We start from the raw sequence: 18,010 nt of genomic DNA on the forward strand, positions 1-18,010 counted from the left end.
CCTCCATGCTGCTGGCGCTGCGCCGCCGCTTCCTTGTGCTGCAGCAGCTGCCTGTGGCCCTGGTGGCCGCCATCGGGGGTGGCGCCGGCCTTGGGGCGGCCTTCCGCTCTCCCCTGCTGGGAGCCGCCTATGCCCTGGAGGAACTCAGCGCCGTCCATGGCTTGCCGCTGATGGTGCCGACCCTGATCCTTGGGGGGCTCGGCGGGGCACTCAACTCGCGGCTGGGTCAGCCGGCCCGCCTGGCGGAGGGCATGGGCGCGGCTCTGGAGCTGCGGTTGCTGCCGCTGGCGTTGCTGATCACCCTGGTCACGGCTCTGCTGGGAGTCCTGCTGGTGCGCCTGCTCATCCCCCTCTCCGGCTGGCTGGCCCAGCGACTGCGCGACCGCTTCCGCTGGCTCACCGCTGTGGGGATCACCCTGAGCCTCGCGCTGCTGGCCGTGCTAAGCGGAGGGCTCAGTCTCAACGACGGCTCCCTCGCCCTGGGACCGGCCCTGGCCGGCGCACCCGCAACTGGGTGGTGGGCGGCTGTGCCGCGCCTGCTGGGACCCCTGCTCAGCATTGCGATCGGGGCCCCCGGAGGACTGATGCATGACTCGATGACCCTCGGGGCTGTGCTGGTGACCCCATGGCTCGGCGCCTTGCCCGAGCAGCAGCAGGCGGCTCTGGCGGGAGTGGCCGCGGCTGCCCTCTTCAGCGGGGCCTGCCGTACGCCGCTGTTCTGCGCCCTGTTCGTGTTCACCCTCCAGGGCAATGCCGTTCTGCTGCCGTGGCTGCTCACGGCTTCGGCCATCGCGGCGGCCATGGGCCGCTGGCTGGGCGGCCCCAGCTGGAACGAGGTGCAGGTGGAGGCTTTCCGGACTCGATAGCCTCGAGACTGGTGTCCGGGAGGTGGATCTGACTCTCGATGCAGCGGCCCCGGCGGTGGCCGGAAACCAGGAGGCCAGCGCCACCTGTCACCGGCTGGCGGGGATCAGCTTCCCCTGGGACATGACCCGCTCCCTGGAGCTGGCCCTGCTCAAGACCTTCTGTCTGCCCTCGATCTCCGGCCTGCTGCAACGCAGCGGTGAGTTCGAGGCCCGCCCCCGCAAGCGCTATGACGACACCGGATTGATGGTGGCGGAGCTGCTCAGGCATGGGCCCGACAGCACCGCGGGGGCGGCGGTGATCGAGCGGATGAACCGCATCCACGCTCACTTCGCCATCAGCAACGACGACTCTCTCTATGTGCTCTCCACCTTCGTGGCGGAACCGATCCGCTGGATGGCCCGTTATGGCTGGAGACCGCTCACCCGGCTGGAGCAGGACCACCTGTTCCGCTTCTGGGCGGTGGTGGGCACCCGGATGGGCATCGCGGGGATCCCGCCCAGCCTGACGGAGCTGCTGGAGTGGAACCGCCGCGTGGAGGTCCAGCACTTCCGCTACACCGCCAGCAACCAGCGCATTGCCGACGCCACCCTGGCGATGTTGCTCGAGGACTGGCCGGCTCCCCTGCGGCCGCTCGCGCGCCGCCTGCTGATGGGTCTGCTCACGGCCCCGGTGACCGACAGCCTGGGCTGGAGCGAGGCGCCCAGCTGGGTTCAGAGACTGGTGCTGATGGCCCTGAAACTGCGCAGCGTCCTGGCTGCAGCGCTTGCGCGCTGGAGGCCCCCAGGCGAGGCCCGCTTCTATTCCGATCGTCCCACACCCAGTTATGGCCCTCGGTTTTCCCTCGAGCAGCTGGGTCCACCGGCCTTGCTGGCTCGCCTCAACACGCCCCCGTCCAGCGCGCCCGGGGATGGGCGGGACCCCTCTGCCGGCGACTGACACGCCGGGGCGTTCGCACTCCTGCTGGTTTGCTATCTCTGAATGAAAGTTCCCATGATGCGATAAAGACTTGACGGAATGCCCGGAAATATGTATTATCAATTCATGGATTGATCAATGGGAAGTTGCTTTTGCACGCTTCTCTGCATGGTTTCGTTTCCCGTGCTTTCCGCATGCTTCCCTCTCTGAGTTTTGATTTTTGCATCAGTGTTCATGGTGATTGACAAGGGCGGTTTCTGCCATGCAGTCCTTGTCGGTCGGTTGACAAGCTTATTTGAATCACTTTCTTCCGGGCAATCATGGTAGATACGGCCAGTACCAGTGGTCTCTATATTCTGCTCATCAGTGTGCATGGATTGATTCGAGGGCAGGATCTCGAGCTCGGTCGAGATGCCGATACGGGGGGACAAACAAAATACGTTGTGGAGCTCGCCAAGGCTCTGTCCAGGCAGGAGGGGGTCGAGCGGGTTGATCTGGTGACACGGCTGGTCGTCGATGAGGCCATCAGCCCTGATTACAAAGCTCCCGTTGAGAAGCTCTCCGAGAATCTTCAGATCGTCCGGATCAAGGCCGGACCAGATGAGTACATACCGAAGGAGCAGCTCTGGCCACACATGGACAGCTTCGCTGACCATCTCTACACCTGGCTGAGTGAGCAGTCGCGCCTTCCGGACGTCATCCATACCCACTATGCCGATGCCGGATATGTAGGAGTCCGTCTGGCGAATCTCACAGGACTGCCACTGGTGCATACAGGCCACTCCCTTGGTCGCGATAAGTACCGTCGCCTTCTTGCCGTGGGTATGGGCATTGAGCAGATCGAGCAGCGCTATCACATGCAGGCGCGAATCAGCGCTGAGGAAGATACATTGAGTTGTGCTGAATTGGTGATCACCAGCACCCGCAATGAGATCGAAAGTCAATATGAGCTTTATGATTATTACACTCCTGAGAAGATGGCGGTGATTCCGCCGGGGACTGATCTCGAGCAGTTCCATCCCCCCATCGAGGGCCAGCCTGCTGAATCGCGGGCGTTTCAGAACACGCTCAACCTGTTTCTGCGTGATCCGGCCAAGCCGATGATCCTGGCGCTGTCACGGCCGGACGAGCGCAAGAACATTGTTTCGTTGCTTGAGGCCTATGGCCAGACCAAGAGCTTGCAGGAGCTGGCCAATCTTGTGATCGTGGCCGGCAACCGCGATGACATCCGCGAGCTCAATGATGGGGCTCAGTCGGTGTTGACTGAATTGCTCTGGGTGATTGATGTCTATGAGCTTTACGGAAAAGTAGCCCTCCCCAAGCATCACTCTGCTGAGAACGTTCCTGAGATCTACCGCCTGGCGGCGGCCTCCAGGGGAGTTTTCGTGAATCCCGCCCTGACCGAGCCTTTCGGACTCACCCTCCTGGAGGCCGCCGCCAGCGGACTGCCCCTGGTGGCCACCGAGAACGGCGGTCCTGTCGACATCATCGGCAACTGCCGCAACGGCCTGCTGGTGGATCCGCTCAGCCGTGAGGCCATCGCTGATGCGTTGCTCTCCATTCTTCAGAAGCCGGCGCGTTGGCAGGAGTTCTCTAGCAATGGTCTGCGCAACATTGCCCGCTTCTACTCCTGGGAGGCTCACGCCAAGGCCTACCTGGCCATGGTGCAGCCGCTGGTCTCCAAGCGAAAGCCGCTGACACAGGTTCCGTCGACCCACCAATTCAGCAGCTACCGGAATTGGGCGCTGTTCACCGCCCTCGACAACACCCTTCTTGGCGATGCGGAAGCGTTGGAGCAGTTCGCCAAGGTGGTGCGAACCCATCGCCGCCAGTTCCTCTTCGGCATCGCCACGGGCCGGCGCCTGGATTCCGTGCTGACCATCCTCAAACGCAACAGTATCCCCACGCCCGATGTGCTGATCACCAGCCTGGGGACGGAGATCTATTACACCTCGGAGTTGTTTGCCGACATCGCCTGGAGCTACCACATTGATCACTCCTGGACACCCCAGGTGCTGCGTCGAGCCCTGGAATCCCTGCCAGGGCTTTCACCACAGCCCAAGAATGAACAGAGCCGCTTCAAGGTGTCGTATTTTTATGATGCCCAAATCGCTCCGCCGCTGGACGAGATTCTGGGTTTGCTCAGGCAACAGGAGCTTTCAGTGAATGCGACGTTGTCGTTCGGCCAGTATCTCGATATCGTTCCTGCGCGAGCCTCGAAAGGTCAGGCTTTACGTTATGTCGCCAGTCAATACAATATTCCTCTTGACCGCACCTTGGTGACGGGTGGATCGGGAGGAGATGCTGACATGCTACGTGGTAATACGCTCGGTGTTGTTGTAGCCAACCGCCACCAGGAAGAGCTCTCCAACCTCAGTGAGAATGAACAGGTTTACTTTGCCAATGGCGCCCATGCCTGGGGAATTCTTGAAGCGATCCGCCACTATGGTTTTTTCTGACCAGCCATGAGTCGTTTGGCTGTCCCCTGATCAATCACGAGTGTTCCAGTCCATGCTTCAGCTTTTTTCATGACCCAGCTCCTGATCTGTACCGACCTTGATCGCACCCTTTTGCCCAACGGTGATCTTGAGGAGTCGCCGCACGCCCGTGAGCGGTTTGCTGCGGTGGCCTCCCGCCCGGAGGTCACGCTGGCCTACGTGTCGGGCCGGGATCTGGCCCTGGTTGAGCAGGCCATCACGGACTTCGGCATTCCCAGGCCTGACTGGGTGATCGGCGATGTGGGCAGCAAGCTCTATCAGTTGAACGAGGCGGGTGAAGGGAATGATCAGGGACAAAACAAGGACCCAACCACCTGGATCCAGTCCAGTGCCTGGGAGGAGGACATCGCCCTGGACTGGCCTCGACTCGTCAACGAGCAGATCGCTGAGGCCCTCACCTCGATCCATGGCCTTGTGCTTCAGGAGCCTGCTCGGCAGAGCCGTTACAAGGTGAGTTACTACCTTCCACTCGGTTTCGATCTTGATACGCTTCGGCAGGACATGGGAGCCAGGCTCCAGGAGTTGGGGGCTCATTCAAGTCTGATCTACAGCGTGGATGAGCAGGCGCAAGTGGGTCTGCTCGATGTCCTGCCTCAGCGGGCCACCAAGCTTCATGCGGTGGAATTCCTGATGCAGAGCCTGGGCGTGACGACCACCAACACTGTATTTGCGGGTGACAGCGGCAATGACCTGCCGGTTCTGGTGAGTTCAGTTCCTTCCGTGTTGGTGGCCAATGCCCATCCGGATGTGATTCGAGAGGCTGAAGCCAGTTCACGGGATCGCAGTACAGCAGACTTCTTGTATCTGGCCAAGGGTAACTTCCTGGGCATGAATGGAAACTACAGCGCTGGGATTCTGGAAGGTCTGGTTCACTATCATCCCGAAACAAAGGACTGGATCACCTGACCCTTCACGGGGACCTTCAGCGAGGCGTGAGCCAACACCGCTGAAGGCTTCTTTCCCCGACCCCCGCGCCTTATTTTCGCTCCCATGGTCATCGGCGGGGCCTTGCCCGACTTTCGGCCTCCTGCTCCACCCGCTTCCTCTGCCCGCTCAGTAACACCTGTTCGGAACTTAGACGCACGAACTGTTGGTGCTTCTTTCTATCCTTTTCGGAGGATGCTTCTCGGTTCTGAACTCGCTGCCGGTCACGCCAGGCGGCCAAGTCACCTCCGACCGGCGCGGGTTGGGTTCCAGCCCTCCCTCCAGATTCTTTTTGTTCAACTGTTGATTCTCTGATGTACGAACAGATCTCTCATTCACTGTTGAACTCGATTCTGGACGAACTCAGACCGGAAATCAAGCGACAGAACCTCCGTCATTTCTACACAAGACTGGGCGCGAACTTTTATGCTATTCATTCGCTGTTCTCCACTCTTTATGGCGACCGCGACGATTTTCAGGCCCAGATGGTGCGCCTGGTTGAAACTATGGCCGAAGGCTATATCTACCGATCAGAGGAGTCCGAGCGGCTGGACATGAGTCGCGAGCAGGACCACAACTGGTTCCTGTCGCAGAAATGGGTGGGCATGGCCCTGTACACCAACGGCTTTGCTGAAAACCTGGCTGATCTAGCCAATAAAATTGGCTATTTTCAGGAGCTGGGTGTGAACATGGTTCACATCATGCCCATTTTGAAGTGTCCAATCGGCAAGAGCGATGGCGGTTATGCCATCAGTAATTTCCGGGAAATTGATGGCAGGGTGGGTGATCTCAACGATTTTCAGAAAATATCGGAGCAATTCCGGAAAAACGACATCCTGTTGGTGCTCGATATCGTGCTCAACCATACCTCCGATGAGCATGAATGGGCGCTCAAGGCCAAGGCCGGCGACCCTCACTATCAGAACTACTATCTCACCTTTGAAGACCGTTCGGTCCCCGACGTCTTCGAGCAGGGAATGCCAGAGGTTTTCCCTGAAACGGATCCGGGTAATTTTACCTGGAACGAGGAGATGGGACGTTGGGTAATGACCGTTTTTCACGACTACCAGTGGGATCTGGACTATCGCAATCCGGACGTCTTCATCGAGATCCTCGCGATCGTGCTGTTCTGGGCCAATCAAGGCGTGGATGTTCTGCGCCTTGACGCCGTTGCATTCCTCTGGAAAAAGATGGGATCAACTTGTCAGAATGAGAGAAAGGCACATCTGATCCTGCAGCTCCTGAAGGACTGTTGCCAGGTCACGGCTCCTGGCGTTCTCTTCATTGCTGAGGCCATTGTCGCTCCTGGTGAACTGGCAAAATATTTTGGAGAAGATGCAATTGTTGCCAAAGAATGTGAGATTGCCTACAATGCCACACTGATGGCTCTCCTCTGGGATGGCATCGCAACCAAGAACACGAAGTTGTTGCGTGAGGGCATCAAGAGCCTTCCATCCAAGCTGGATCGCGCCACCTGGCTGACCTATGTGCGCTGTCATGACGATATTGGTTTTGGCTTTGATGATCGAGATATTGCGGCTGTGGGTTATGAACCTCATTCCCATCGAATGTTCCTGATCGATTATTTCAGTGGAAAGTATGATGATACATCCAGGGGGCTGGTGTTCATGCGCAATGAGTTCACCGGAGATGCGCGCATCTGCGGGTCCCTGGCGTCCCTGGCCGGGCTTGAGTCTGCTCTGGAGAGTGGAGATCAGGGCAGGATCGACCGTGCGATTGCCAAGATTCTTCTTCTCAATGGCGTGATCATGTCGTTCGGCGGGATTCCTCTTCTTTACAATGGGGACGCTCTGGGCCTTCTCAACGACTACAGCTACAGCAGTGATCCGAGCAAGGCGAACGATAGTCGCTGGGTGCATCGCTCCAAGATTGACTGGGAGAAGGCTGCACTTCGGCATCAGCGCGGCTCAGTGGAATGCAGGATTTTCACGGCCATGAAGCGGATGATCTCCATTCGAAAGGAGATCTCGGCTTTTGCAGATTTCAACAACCGTGAGCTGCTGCACTCGGACAACGAGCATCTCCTCTGCTATCTGCGCTTCAACCCGCTGAGGACCTCAGACAAGGTCTTCGTGGTGGCGAACTTCGATGATCATCCCCAGCGCCTGGAGCTGGAGAGCTACAGCCGTTATGGCATCAACCCCCGCGGAACCTATGTGGATCTCTACACCGGTGTGCGGCCCTCCCAGTACGAGGGGTGCATTGCCTTGCAGGGTGGACAGTTCTATTGGCTGAGCGAGAACTGATCGGCCCCTGAGCCAGGCTCGGCTTGGCTCATGTTTCACCCTCCAGCACCACAGGATCACCCACCTGCACCTCACCAGGTGTGACCACGCTCAGGCGGATGCCGGCCACCACCTTGTTGTGACGTGCCGTGGCCCGCAGGATCTCCAGGTCTTCTGGAAGATCACCCTGGCTGAGGGTGGTGACCACGCAGCGCGGACAGCCGTCATCGACCCGCAGACGCAGCTCCCGGCCGAGGCGAAGGGTGCAGCCGATCCAGGCTTCCTCGAGGAAGCCGCTGTCGCCGCTCTCCGGCTGGATCAGCAGGTTCGGGCGGAACCGCTCCACAGCGAAATCGAGCTGGGGCTCCAGCGTCCGAAGCCGTTCCAGAGTGGCGGTGCTGATGGCGTGCAGGGGGCAGGAATCGAAGAAGGTGCCGCTGGGCAGCACAAGTTCGTTCACCACATCCTGAAAGGCCCTCTGAGGCACCGGAGGCCAGTACTGATCCAGGCTGGCGCCCTCCGGCGGCTGATCCAGCAGGCTGACCTGGCGCCCCAGCCAGTCGGAAAGCCTCGCGCTGACCTCGGGATCGCTGCTCAGCAAAGTGTCTGCGGGGGTCGTGATCGCCACCGCCGGTGGAGCCTGCCCGGCGAGCGGCGGTTCCACGTAGCGGGCGCTGCAGCTCAGCAGGTCCTTCCAGAGACGCGGATTCTTGGCGCTGGCCACCCGGCCGCTGCCGTGGTCCCAGAGGGCATAGGCCCGGTCGCCGCAGAGGCCTGACCTGCCGACGCTGACGGTGGTCAGCCGCTCCCCCAGCATCGACTTCACCGGGTAGCGCCAGATGGCGTCCACCTGCCCCACCAGCTCTCCCACCGGCGGCTCGTTCAGCTGCGGCTCTGCCCGTCGCTCCGCCATCTCAGCGCCCGCCTTCAGTTGAGGCCCATTCCAGCTGTCGCATCGCCCACACGAGGTTCAGCCCACACCTTTCGGCGCCGTGGCCGGACGCAGCGGGTCCTCACCCAGGCGTGGCAGCAGCTGCACCAGGTTGCAGGGCTGGGTGCTGCTCTCGAGCTGGGCACCGATCAGGCGGTCCCAGGCGGTGCTCACCGCATCGAGGGAGCCGGGCAGCACGAAGAGGATCGTGGCGTTGGCCACCCCCGCCAGGCACCGGCTCTGCAGTGTGCTCGTGCCGATCGCCTCGAACGAGAGCACCCGGAACAGTTCCCCGAAGCCATCGATCGTCTTGTCGAGCAGGGGCGCCACCGCTTCCGGTGTGCCGTCCCGGCCTGTGAGACCGGTGCCGCCGCTGCTGATCACCACCTGCACGCGGGGATCGGCGATCCAGCCGCTGACAACGGCGCGGATGGCGTAGCGGTTGTCGGGAACGAGCTTCCGCTCGGCGAGCTGATGGCCCGCGGCTTCCAGCCTCTGCAGCAGGGCATCACCGGAGGGATCACCGCTGCCCGGATCGGCGCTGCGTCGATCCGAGACCGTGAGCAGGGCGATGGCGAGGGACACCGAGGGCATCGGACGGCGGACCTCTCTTCTCTAGAGGGTGATCGGCTCCATGGGGCCGCTGCGCCAGCGCCCCGACACCTGTTCCGCCAGCAGTGGCGTGAGCGTGAGCCGCAGCGGGGACCCGGCCGCGACATCGACCCGAAGCGCGGAGAAGCGCCGCCGGAGCTTGCTGCCATGGCCCGATCGCCCCACGAACAGCTCGGAGTGGGCCACGACCCGCTCCTCGCCCGGTGGGCCTTCCAGCAGCGTGTTCCCCTGGGCCCGCTGGCGGCGCAGGCTGTAGCCGCCTCCGCCGCAGATCAGCCAGGGAATGTGGCTGTCGCCATGGCCGGTGGAGCCGCTGCGAAGGAGTTCCAGGCAGTGGGCATGGCCGGTGAGCACCAGATTCAGCAGAGGCCGCCGGGCCGTGGATGGGCCGACCCGGGCGGCCACCTGATCCAGCACCGCGCGCAGATGCCGGCGCACCGCCAGGGTCTGCGGTTCCTGCCACTTGCTGGCTTCGGTGGCGTAGGGGGGATGGTGCAGAACGAGAATCCGGCCCCGAACCCGCGGGTTCTGCCACGACGCCACCAGGGACTCCCGCAGCCAGGCCAGTTGCGTGCCGTCTTCGCCGGAGTCCTCCTGGGCCCGGGGTGGAGGCCGATCGAAGGTGTTCGAGTCGAGGGCGAACACATCGACCCCCGCCCAGCGGAACGTGTAGTAGCGGTTGGGCAGGCGCGTGAACTGGCCTGGGCGGTAGTCCAGGCAGCGATGGCCGTCGTGAGTGGCGGTGTAATGCCGGTCCAGGTGGTCCCCGAGCCGCTCCTCCGGAAGCGCGGCCAGCCCGTCGAGGAAGGCGCGGGCATAGGCCTCGCCCACGCGCGATCCATGGCGCCCAACATCGAAGTCGATCCTCGGCAGGAGCCGGCGCACAGGGCTTGAGATCCCGGCCAGGAGGAGCAGCGGCACCGACAGGTCGTAGTAATCGTGGTTGCCTGGCACCGGCAGGAACGGCAGGCGAAAGGTGAGCCGGTCGAAGCGAAGGCTGCGCCAGTCGTCCCCGCCCACCAGCCATTCTCTGTAAGGCTGGATGAAGTTGCGCGGATACTGCTCGCTGGAGCCCACCAGGTACACCACATCGCCGGTGTGAAGCACAAACCCCACACCATCACGCTGGGCCTGGAGCAGCTCGGCCACCTGCCGCTGCGGGCTGCCGGGTCCGTAGCGCCCGGAGCCGCTGTCGCCCAGGGCCAGGAAGCTGAAGGCCTCGTCACCGTCGGGTGCCGAAGCGATGGCCAGTCGCGTCTGGTCGATGCCGCGACGCCTCAGGGCGGGGTGGCCCCTCCGCACCCTGGCATCCATGCGCTCGATCTTGGCGGCAATGCTCGCCTCGGACGCCAGGGTCATCGCGGGTCTCAGCTCACGGGCAGGGGGGCGAACACGGTGAGGGCCCCGCTCAGGCAGGTGATGCTGATCGGATTGTCCTCGAGCAGTTCGCCGTCGATCACCAGTTTCTGGGGGGGATCGGTGCTGATCGTGATCGACCGTGCGCGCAGACAGAGCAGATCGGGCCGGTTGGTGGGGGAGCGCACCACCGCCGACGCCACCAGCGAGGCGAAGGTGTTCAGGCCCTGCAGCCGGTTCGTGGGGGAGGCGATGGTGATCTCGAGCAGGCCGTCGTCGGGGATCACCCGGCCGAAGCCCTGGGCCAGCACCGAGGTGGCCGGCGCCACGTTCGCCACGGTGATGGCGCCCGTCTGGAGCTCCGTCACCTGGCCATCGATCTCGAGCCTGGCCTGGAAGGGTTCCTGGCTGGCCAGCTGCTGCGCGCCGGCAAGCACATAGGCCAGGGGACCGAGCATGGTCTTGAGGTCCCGGGTGGCCCGGTCCACCATCCCCGCTTCGAAGCCGACCCCCGCCAGCAGCACCATCGGAGTGCCGTTGCAGCGAGCTGCGTCCACCACCCGGGTCTGCCCGGCCAGGATCGTCAGGCAGGCGGCCTCCAGGTCGGTGGGGATGTTCAGGGCCGTGGCGAAGGCGTTGGCGGTGCCACGGGGGATCACCCCCAGGGGAATGCCGGCCTCCATCACCGCACCCGCCACGGCCGAGACGGTGCCATCCCCGCCGGAGGCCAGGATCATGACCTCGCCGATCTCGGTGGCAGGCCGGGCCTGAAGGATGTCCACCAGTTCCCGGGTCTGATCGGCGGGGTCGCGGTCCGGCCTGGTCAGCACCACCTGCAGCAGGATCTGAGGCTCGAGGATGGTGCGGATCAGGGCCAGATCCTGGTTGGGATCCCCCTGACCGGCCACCGGGTTGAAGATCAGATAGGCCAGGCGGCTGCGGGCCAGCCCGCGCAGGGCCAGCTCCGCGGTGGCCGCGTTCAGGGCCAGGGCCGTGTCGGTGAGGCTGCAGGCCCGCAGCAGCAGGTTCAGATCCGGCGCGCGGCCCGGGGGCGCCGCTGGGTCGACGAAGAACAGCACGGCGCTCACCTCGCCGGAGAGAACCCGCTCCGCGAGCTGGATGTCGCCGCCGGCCGCCAGCGGCGCGAGGGGGCTGACCACCAGGGAGGCGGTACGACCATCCCGTGCCAGCACATCGGCCAGCTCCGCCGGCGCCAGCAGGGGGAACCCCGCCAGGGAGACCTGGTGCCTGGCCAGCCAGCTGATCAGGGTGTTGAGCTGGTCCTCGCCGGCCAGCAGGGCCAGGGCGTTGGGCATGGCCGGATCACTCCTCCAGGGCCACAAGGTCGCGCAGCTGACCGGGGTCGAGGCCGCCCAGCCACTCCTCGCCGCTGCCGACGATGTCCTCGGCCAGGCGGGCCTTTTCGCGGATCATCCGGTCGATCTTCTCCTCCACCGAGCCGCTGGTGATGAACTTGTGCACCATCACGCGGTTGGTCTGGCCGATGCGGTACGCGCGGTCGGTGGCCTGGTTCTCCACCGCCGGGTTCCACCAGCGGTCGATGTGGAACACATGGCTGGCCCGGGTGAGGTTGAGCCCCACGCCGCCTGCCTTGAGCGAGAGCAGGAACAGCTGTGGTCCCCGGGGGTCGTCCTGGAAGCGATCCACCATCGCCTGACGCTCCCCCTTGCTGGTACTGCCATAGAGAAAGGGCACCTCCTGGTGGAAGCGCTGCTGCAGGTGGGTCTGGAGCAGGTGGCCCCATTCGGCGAACTGGGTGAACAGGAGGGCCCGGTCGCCGGCCGCGATCACTTCCTCGACGATTTCCTCGAGCCGCTGCAACTTGGCCGAGCGGGCGCTGAAGCCGTCCCCCACCTCCCCTTCCTTGAGCATCAGGGCCGGGTGGTTGCAGACCTGCTTGAGCTTGGTGAGCAGCCCCAGCACCTGGCCGTGCTTCTGGCCCACGGGTGCCCGCGCGATTGCATCGAGGGTCTCATCCACGGTGCGGCGGTAGAGCTTGACCTGCTCGGGTGAGAGTCCAACCCACTCCTTCAGTTCCACCTTCTCGGGCAGGTCGGAGATGATCGAGCGGTCGGTCTTGAGGCGCCGCAGGATGAACGGGCCGACCCGCGCCTTGAGGTCGCGCACCGAGGCCATGTCGCCGTAGCGCTCGATCGGCAGGCGGTAGCGCTGGCGGAAGAACTCCTCTTCCCCGAGCACCTTCGGGTTGAGAAAATCCATCAGGGCCCAGAGTTCGCTCACCCGGTTCTCCACCGGCGTTCCGGTGAGGGCGATGCGGAAGCGGCTCTGCTTGAGGGGCCGGGCCAGCTCGCGGGCCGCCTGCGACTGCCGGGCCGAGGAATTCTTGATGGCCTGGGCCTCATCAATCACCACCCCCTGCCAGTCGAGGCTGCGCAGCACTTCGCTGTCGCGCTGCAGCAGTCCGTAGCTGGTGAGCACCAGATCCACCCCGTCCAGCTTGTTCTTCAGGGCGGCGGGTGTGGAGGGCCGCCGGGGGCCGTAGTGCTCCACCACGCTCAGCTCCGGGGTGAAGGCCTTCGCCTCGCGCAGCCAGTTGGTGAGCACCGAGGTGGGGGCCACCAGCAGCACGGGCCGCTTCAGTTCCTGCTCCGCCTTGAGGTGCTGCAGGAAGGCCAGCAGCTGGATCGTCTTGCCCAGACCCATGTCGTCGGCCAGGCAGGCCCCCTGATCGAAGCGGTGCAGGAAGGCCAGCCAGCCCAGGCCACGCTCCTGGTAAGGCCGCAGCTGACCGGCGAAGCCCTCGGGGGCCGGCAGGGGATCGGGGGCCTTCTGCTGGTGGTACTGCTCCAGCACCGCCTTCAGCCTCGGGCCCGCCGTGAAGCGGTGCACCGGCAGCCGCTGCAGGGTCTCCCCCTCGTTGCCGGTCAGGCGCAGGGCGTCATCGAGGCTGAGGACCGGATCGAGGCCGCAGAACTTCTCGGCGTTGCGCAGATCACCCGGACGCAGCTCGATCCAGGCCCCCTTGTGCTGCACCAGCGGGCTGCGCTTGCCAGCCAGCCGCTCCAGGTCACGCAGGGTGAGCGTGACGCCGCCGATCATCAGCTCCCAGCTCCACTGCAGACTTTCACCGAGGCTGAAGCCCCGGGAGCGCTCGGGCAGGTCGGCCTCGATCGCCAGGCCGAGCCGGCTGGCCAGGCCGCCGCTGAGGCTGGGGGGCAGGACCACGCCGACGCCCACATCGCGCAGTTTCAGCGCGGCGGTGCGCACCAGCACGAAGGCTTCGGCCGGGGTGAGGGCCATCCGCTCCGGTGTGGCGGTGTCGAGCCCCCGCTCGATCGGCTCGAACACCTGCAGGGCCCTCCCGAGGCCCTCCAGCAGCAGTTCACCGGGCTGCTGGAGTTCGGTCTCACCCAGCTGCAGGCACCCAGCCCCGGCGGCCCAGACCCCGGCTGCGGGCAGAAGCAGGCTCGGATCGGCCTCGGCCTGGAGGCTGAAGCGCAGGGGCCAGAGATCCTCACCCTCGTCGGGGGTGTCGAGCTCAAGACAGGCCCGGGCCGGCTCGACCCGGCCAGCCACCGCTTCGCGCCAGTGGTGAGTGGCCACCTGCAGCCGTTCGCAGTCGTCGTCCCCGAGATCGAGGCGGCCGTCACCGGGGCCGAGGGCCCTCTGCCAGGCCGCCAGCAGCGGATCCAGCCCGTCCTGGCTGGGGGTGAAGCCCGCACGCATGCGCGCATCCACCAGATGCGTGAGGATCGAGGCCAGCCGCCGCCGCCCGGACCCCGGACGCCAGCACGCCATCGCCACACCGGCCTCCCCCTGTCCGGGCTCCAGGGCCGCCACCGCCACCTGGGGCAGACGCGAGGCCAGATCCTCCAGGCGGCGCCGGTCGTCCTCACGGTTGATCAAGGGCAGCCAGCGGGCGCGGCCTCCCTCCACCTGGGGCAGCAGCCGGCCCCGGGCCAGCAGGCTCAGCGACCAGCGCTGCAGGTGGCTCCACCAGCGCAGGTCATCGGCCAGATCGGGATGGTCTCCCGAGAGGGGAAGTCGTCCCAGCCAGACGGTGGCAGCGCCGGGCTCGAGCCACCAGCCCTCCACCCGCCAGGGCCACCACTCCACCGATTTCGGGATCGGTTCGCCCGCCTGCAGGGGCAGGCCGCTCCAGCTGCTGGTGTCGGTTTTCCTTTTCCCCCTGGCCCCCTGGCGGCGGCTGGGCAGGCAGAGGGTGGCACCCGCCGGGCGGAAATCCTCCGTCCACAGGTCCGTCTCTTCAAGCCAGGCGCCCAGGTCGTCCTGGTCGAGGCTGAGGGGGTGCCCGGGCGGCTCGCTGGCCGGTGTCCGGGGTTCCGCCACACGCCAGGTGTCGGCCCAGAGCAGAAGCCCCGGCCGGTAGCCGCCCCCCAGGGCGGGCACGGCGGACGTCTCGGCCGACAGCCAGGTGGCGTGCAGCAGGGTCATGGCCTCTGAGCCCGCTCAGACCAGGTGTGGCGTCGCATCGTGAACACCGGCAGCAACCACGGACATCGACCACGGACATCGCCTCGGCTCGCATGAGCTGAGCGACTCCCAGGGCACTCTGCCGGATGGTGCGCCCTCAGGCTGCAGCTAGGGCCTCAGAGGCGGCAGCCAGCGCTGCAGAGCCTGAAGCACGAGGGCACTGCCCGCCAGGGGCAGCCAGAGGGGCAGCCAGACCAGCAGCAGCTCCAGAGCCAGCCCCGGCAGCAGGCGCAGCCCCCCCTCGCCCAGAAGCTCCCCGACGGACGGCAGCTCGGGACTGGTGCCAAGGCTGCGGATGCCGCAGACCGCCCCCACCAGCCCCGCCTGCAAATGGCTGTCGTCTGGATCGACCCGCTGCAGGTGGAAGGCCAGCAGGCCGTAGAAGAAGCCACAACCCCCCGCCCGCAGGGCCGGTCTCAGTCCCAGCACCAGGGCCAGGGCCAGGGCGGTGGCGCCCGCCAGCAAAGCCCAGGCGATCGACTGCAGCCGCAGCTGGGCGCGATGGTCGGTTGGGGCCGTCAGGGCGGGCACGGGGACAGCGCGAATCGGTAAGGGCCTGTGCTGGGCGATCATGCCCTCTTCAGGGTTGATCTGCCTCGTCCGGCCATGGCTGCCACCACCTCCAGCCGCTCCGGGCGGCGCTCCCGCCCCCACAGCGGTGCCGAGATCCGCGAGGCCTTTCTGGCCTTCTACGAGGCCAGGGGGCACCGGCGCATGGCCAGCGCCTCACTGGTGCCCGACGACCCCACGGTGTTGCTCACCATCGCCGGGATGCTGCCGTTCAAGCCGGTGTTCCTGGGGCAGACGCAACCCCCGGCGCCGCGAGCCACCAGCAGCCAGAAGTGCATCCGCACCAATGACATCGAGAACGTGGGCCGCACGGCCAGGCATCACACGTTCTTCGAGATGCTGGGCAACTTTTCCTTCGGCGACTACTTCAAGACCGAAGCGATGACCTGGGCCTGGGAGCTGGCGACCACGGTGTACGGCCTGGAACCGGGGCATCTGGTGGTGAGCGTCTTTCGCGACGACGACGAAGCCGAGGCGATCTGGCGTGATGTGGTGGGGGTCGATCCCCGGCGGATCGTGCGCCTGGGGGAGGCCGACAACTTCTGGGTGTCGGGCCCGACAGGACCCTGCGGCCCCTGTTCCGAGATCTACTACGACTTCAAGCCCGAGCTTGGCGTCGACCATCTCGATCTGGAGGATGACAACCGGTTCATCGAGTTCTACAACCTGGTTTTCATGCAGTTCAACCGCGACGCTGAGGGCAACCTCACGCCGCTGGAGAACAGGAACATCGATACCGGCCTGGGCCTGGAACGCATGGCCCAGATCCTGCAGGGGGTGCCGAACAACTATGAAACCGACCTCATCTATCCCCTGATCGAAACCGCCGCCACCCTGGCGGGAGTGAACTACAGCCAGCTCGACGCCCGCGGACAGACCTCCCTGAAGGTGATCGGGGACCACAGCCGCGCCATCACTCAGCTGATCGCCGACGGGGTGACCGCCTCCAATCTGGGTCGGGGATACATCCTGCGCCGTCTGCTGAGGCGGGTGGTGCGCCATGGACGCCTGCTGGGCATCACCACCCCCTTCCTCACGGCGATGGGGGAGGCGGCCATTGCCCTGATGGTGGATGCCTATCCCCAGCTGGTGGAGCGTCGCGACGCGATCATGGCCGAGCTGGCCCGGGAGGAGGCCAGGTTCCTGGAAACCCTCGAGCGCGGTGAAAAGCTGCTGGCGGAGGTGCTCTCCGCAGGGCCGAGCCAGATCAGCGGTGAGCAGGCCTTCGAGCTCTACGACACCTACGGCTTCCCCCTGGAGCTCACCGAGGAGATCGCCGAGGAGCACGGGCTGGCTGTCGATCTGGCGGGATTCGAGGCCGCGATGGAGGCCCAGCGCCAGCGGGCCAAGGGCGCGGCGGTTCGCCTCGATCTCACCCTGCAGGGGGCGATCGAGGCCATGGCTGAGCAGTTGCCGGCCACCGAGTTCCGCGGTTACGAGGCCCTGGAGCATCCCAGCCAGGTGATGGCCCTGGTGGTGAATGGGCAGCCGTCCCGGATCGCCCGGGCGGGGGATGAGGTGCAGATCGTGCTGGATTCCACTCCGTTCTATGGCGAATCGGGCGGCCAGATCGGCGATCGCGGTGTGCTGGCGGGTGGGTCCTCCGGGGCGGGCCCCGAGGTCGGTGTGATCGTGCGCATCGAGGCGGTCAGTCACCAGCGGAAGCTGATCGTCCACCACGGCCGGATCGAGCGGGGCGAGCTGACCCTGGGTGACACCGTGACCGCCCTGGTGGACCGCTCCTGCCGCCGCCGGGTCCAGGCCCACCACACCGCCACCCATCTGCTGCAGGCGGCCCTGAAGCAACTGGTGGATCCCTCGATCGCCCAGGCCGGTTCCCTTGTGGATTTCGAGAGGCTGCGTTTCGACTTCCACTGCCCCCACCCCATCAGCCCGGAGGATCTGGAGCGGATCGAGGAGCGGATCAACGGCTGGATCGCCGACGCCCATGCCCTGGAGGTGCGCGAGATGGAGCTGGAGCGAGCCCGCTCGGCAGGGGCGGTGGCCATGTTCGGTGAAAAGTATGCCGACACCGTTCGGGTCGTCGATGTGCCAGGGGTGTCGATGGAGCTCTGTGGTGGGACCCACGTGGCCAACACCGCGGAGATCGGCCTGTTCCACATCGTCAGCGAGAGCGGTGTGGCCGCCGGCATCCGTCGCATCGAGGCCGTGGCCGGTCCTGCGGTGCTCGACTACCTCAAGGAACGGGACACGGTGGTGCGGGCCCTGGGGGATCGCTTCAAGGTGCAGCCCGGTGAGATCCTCGAGCGCGTCAGCAGTCTCCAGGACGAGCTGAGGGCCGCGTCCAGGGCGCTGGCCGCGGCCCGCTCCGAACTGGCCCTGGCCAGGGCCGAGGCCCTGGCCGCCGATGCCCTCGAGGTGGGGACCTCCCGGGTGCTGGTGGCACGGCTGGATGGGGTGGAGGGCTCCGCCCTGCAGACGGCTGCCCAGCAACTCCAGGAGAGACTGGGACCAGGCGGGGCGGTGGTGCTGGGCGGCCTGCCCGCCCCAGAGGATCCAGCGAAGCTGGTGCTGGTGGCGGCCTTCGGCGCCGAGGTGATCGCTGCCGGGCCGAAGGCCGGCAGCTTCATCGCCGCCGTGGCGAAGCGCTGCGG

The 18,010-nt window shown here is 65.3% G+C and carries 12 protein-coding genes; 6 read left to right on the plus strand and 6 right to left on the minus strand.

The features are described from left to right. The 5 genes from VB734_RS12595 to VB734_RS12615 form a co-directional block, all read left to right on the plus strand. Positions 1 to 866 (plus strand): chloride channel protein (locus tag VB734_RS12595; RefSeq protein WP_323243434.1); only part of this gene is annotated, 866 nt, incomplete at its 5' end. Positions 867 to 888: 22 nt separating this feature from the next. Then, the gene (locus VB734_RS12600; protein WP_231594543.1) at positions 889 to 1,803 is read left to right on the plus strand and encodes an oxygenase MpaB family protein; all 915 of its coding nucleotides are present in this window, start codon (positions 889 to 891) and stop codon (positions 1,801 to 1,803) included. Positions 1,804 to 2,102: 299 nt separating this feature from the next. Continuing rightward, positions 2,103 to 4,241, plus strand: a complete 2,139-nt coding sequence (locus VB734_RS12605) for an HAD-IIB family hydrolase (RefSeq protein WP_322782260.1) — start codon at positions 2,103 to 2,105, stop codon at positions 4,239 to 4,241. A 69-nt stretch (positions 4,242 to 4,310) separates the two neighbouring features. Then, the gene (locus VB734_RS12610) at positions 4,311 to 5,186 is read left to right on the plus strand and encodes an HAD-IIB family hydrolase (RefSeq protein WP_197161804.1); all 876 of its coding nucleotides are present in this window, start codon (positions 4,311 to 4,313) and stop codon (positions 5,184 to 5,186) included. 332 nt (positions 5,187 to 5,518) lie between these two features. After that, positions 5,519 to 7,471 carry an amylosucrase gene (locus VB734_RS12615; RefSeq protein ID WP_322782261.1) on the plus strand — a complete coding sequence of 651 codons (1,953 nt, stop codon included), beginning with the start codon at positions 5,519 to 5,521 and terminating at the stop codon, positions 7,469 to 7,471. A 28-nt stretch (positions 7,472 to 7,499) separates the two neighbouring features. On the opposite strand, the gene VB734_RS12620 is transcribed toward VB734_RS12615, so the two are convergent. The 6 genes from VB734_RS12620 to VB734_RS12645 all read right to left on the minus strand — a co-directional run bounded on the left by VB734_RS12620 (position 7,500) and on the right by VB734_RS12645 (position 15,398). Further along, positions 7,500 to 8,363, minus strand: coding sequence for an MOSC domain-containing protein (locus VB734_RS12620; protein WP_322782262.1), 864 nt, complete (start codon positions 8,361 to 8,363; stop codon positions 7,500 to 7,502). Positions 8,364 to 8,420: 57 nt separating this feature from the next. After that, positions 8,421 to 8,966 (minus strand): molybdenum cofactor biosynthesis protein B, encoded by a 546-nt coding sequence (gene moaB / locus VB734_RS12625; protein WP_322782631.1) that lies wholly within the window; start codon positions 8,964 to 8,966, stop codon positions 8,421 to 8,423. 30 nt (positions 8,967 to 8,996) lie between these two features. After that, positions 8,997 to 10,352, minus strand: coding sequence for a metallophosphoesterase family protein (locus VB734_RS12630; RefSeq protein WP_322782263.1), 1,356 nt, complete (start codon positions 10,350 to 10,352; stop codon positions 8,997 to 8,999). A gap of 8 nt (positions 10,353 to 10,360) precedes the next feature. Beyond that, positions 10,361 to 11,665 (minus strand): diacylglycerol kinase family protein, encoded by a 1,305-nt coding sequence (locus VB734_RS12635; protein WP_322782264.1) that lies wholly within the window; start codon positions 11,663 to 11,665, stop codon positions 10,361 to 10,363. Between the two features lie 7 nt (positions 11,666 to 11,672). Beyond that, positions 11,673 to 14,786 carry a DEAD/DEAH box helicase gene (locus VB734_RS12640; RefSeq protein WP_322782265.1) on the minus strand — a complete coding sequence of 1,038 codons (3,114 nt, stop codon included), beginning with the start codon at positions 14,784 to 14,786 and terminating at the stop codon, positions 11,673 to 11,675. A gap of 147 nt (positions 14,787 to 14,933) precedes the next feature. After that, positions 14,934 to 15,398, minus strand: a complete 465-nt coding sequence (locus tag VB734_RS12645) for a hypothetical protein (protein WP_197161822.1) — start codon at positions 15,396 to 15,398, stop codon at positions 14,934 to 14,936. Positions 15,399 to 15,431: 33 nt separating this feature from the next. Here VB734_RS12645 and alaS point away from each other — a divergent pair. Then, positions 15,432 to 18,010 (plus strand): alanine--tRNA ligase (gene alaS, locus VB734_RS12650; protein ID WP_323243435.1); only part of this gene is annotated, 2,579 nt, incomplete at its 3' end.

Source organism: Synechococcus sp. BA-124 BA4, from assembly GCF_034931165.1.

What these genes read in the sequence shown, in the direction of transcription:
- VB734_RS12605 (WP_322782260.1), top strand. Translation starts at nt 2,103, where the DNA reads ATGGTAGATACGGCCAGTACCAGTGGTCTCTATATTCTGCTCATCAGT.
- VB734_RS12610 (WP_197161804.1), top strand. Translation starts at nt 4,311, where the DNA reads ATGACCCAGCTCCTGATCTGTACCGACCTTGATCGCACCCTTTTGCCC.
- VB734_RS12615 (WP_322782261.1), top strand. Translation starts at nt 5,519, where the DNA reads ATGTACGAACAGATCTCTCATTCACTGTTGAACTCGATTCTGGACGAA.
- VB734_RS12620 (WP_322782262.1), bottom strand. Translation starts at nt 8,363, where the DNA reads ATGGCGGAGCGACGGGCAGAGCCGCAGCTGAACGAGCCGCCGGTGGGA.
- VB734_RS12630 (WP_322782263.1), bottom strand. Translation starts at nt 10,352, where the DNA reads ATGACCCTGGCGTCCGAGGCGAGCATTGCCGCCAAGATCGAGCGCATG.
- VB734_RS12635 (WP_322782264.1), bottom strand. Translation starts at nt 11,665, where the DNA reads ATGCCCAACGCCCTGGCCCTGCTGGCCGGCGAGGACCAGCTCAACACC.
- VB734_RS12640 (WP_322782265.1), bottom strand. Translation starts at nt 14,786, where the DNA reads ATGACCCTGCTGCACGCCACCTGGCTGTCGGCCGAGACGTCCGCCGTG.
- VB734_RS12645 (WP_197161822.1), bottom strand. Translation starts at nt 15,398, where the DNA reads ATGATCGCCCAGCACAGGCCCTTACCGATTCGCGCTGTCCCCGTGCCC.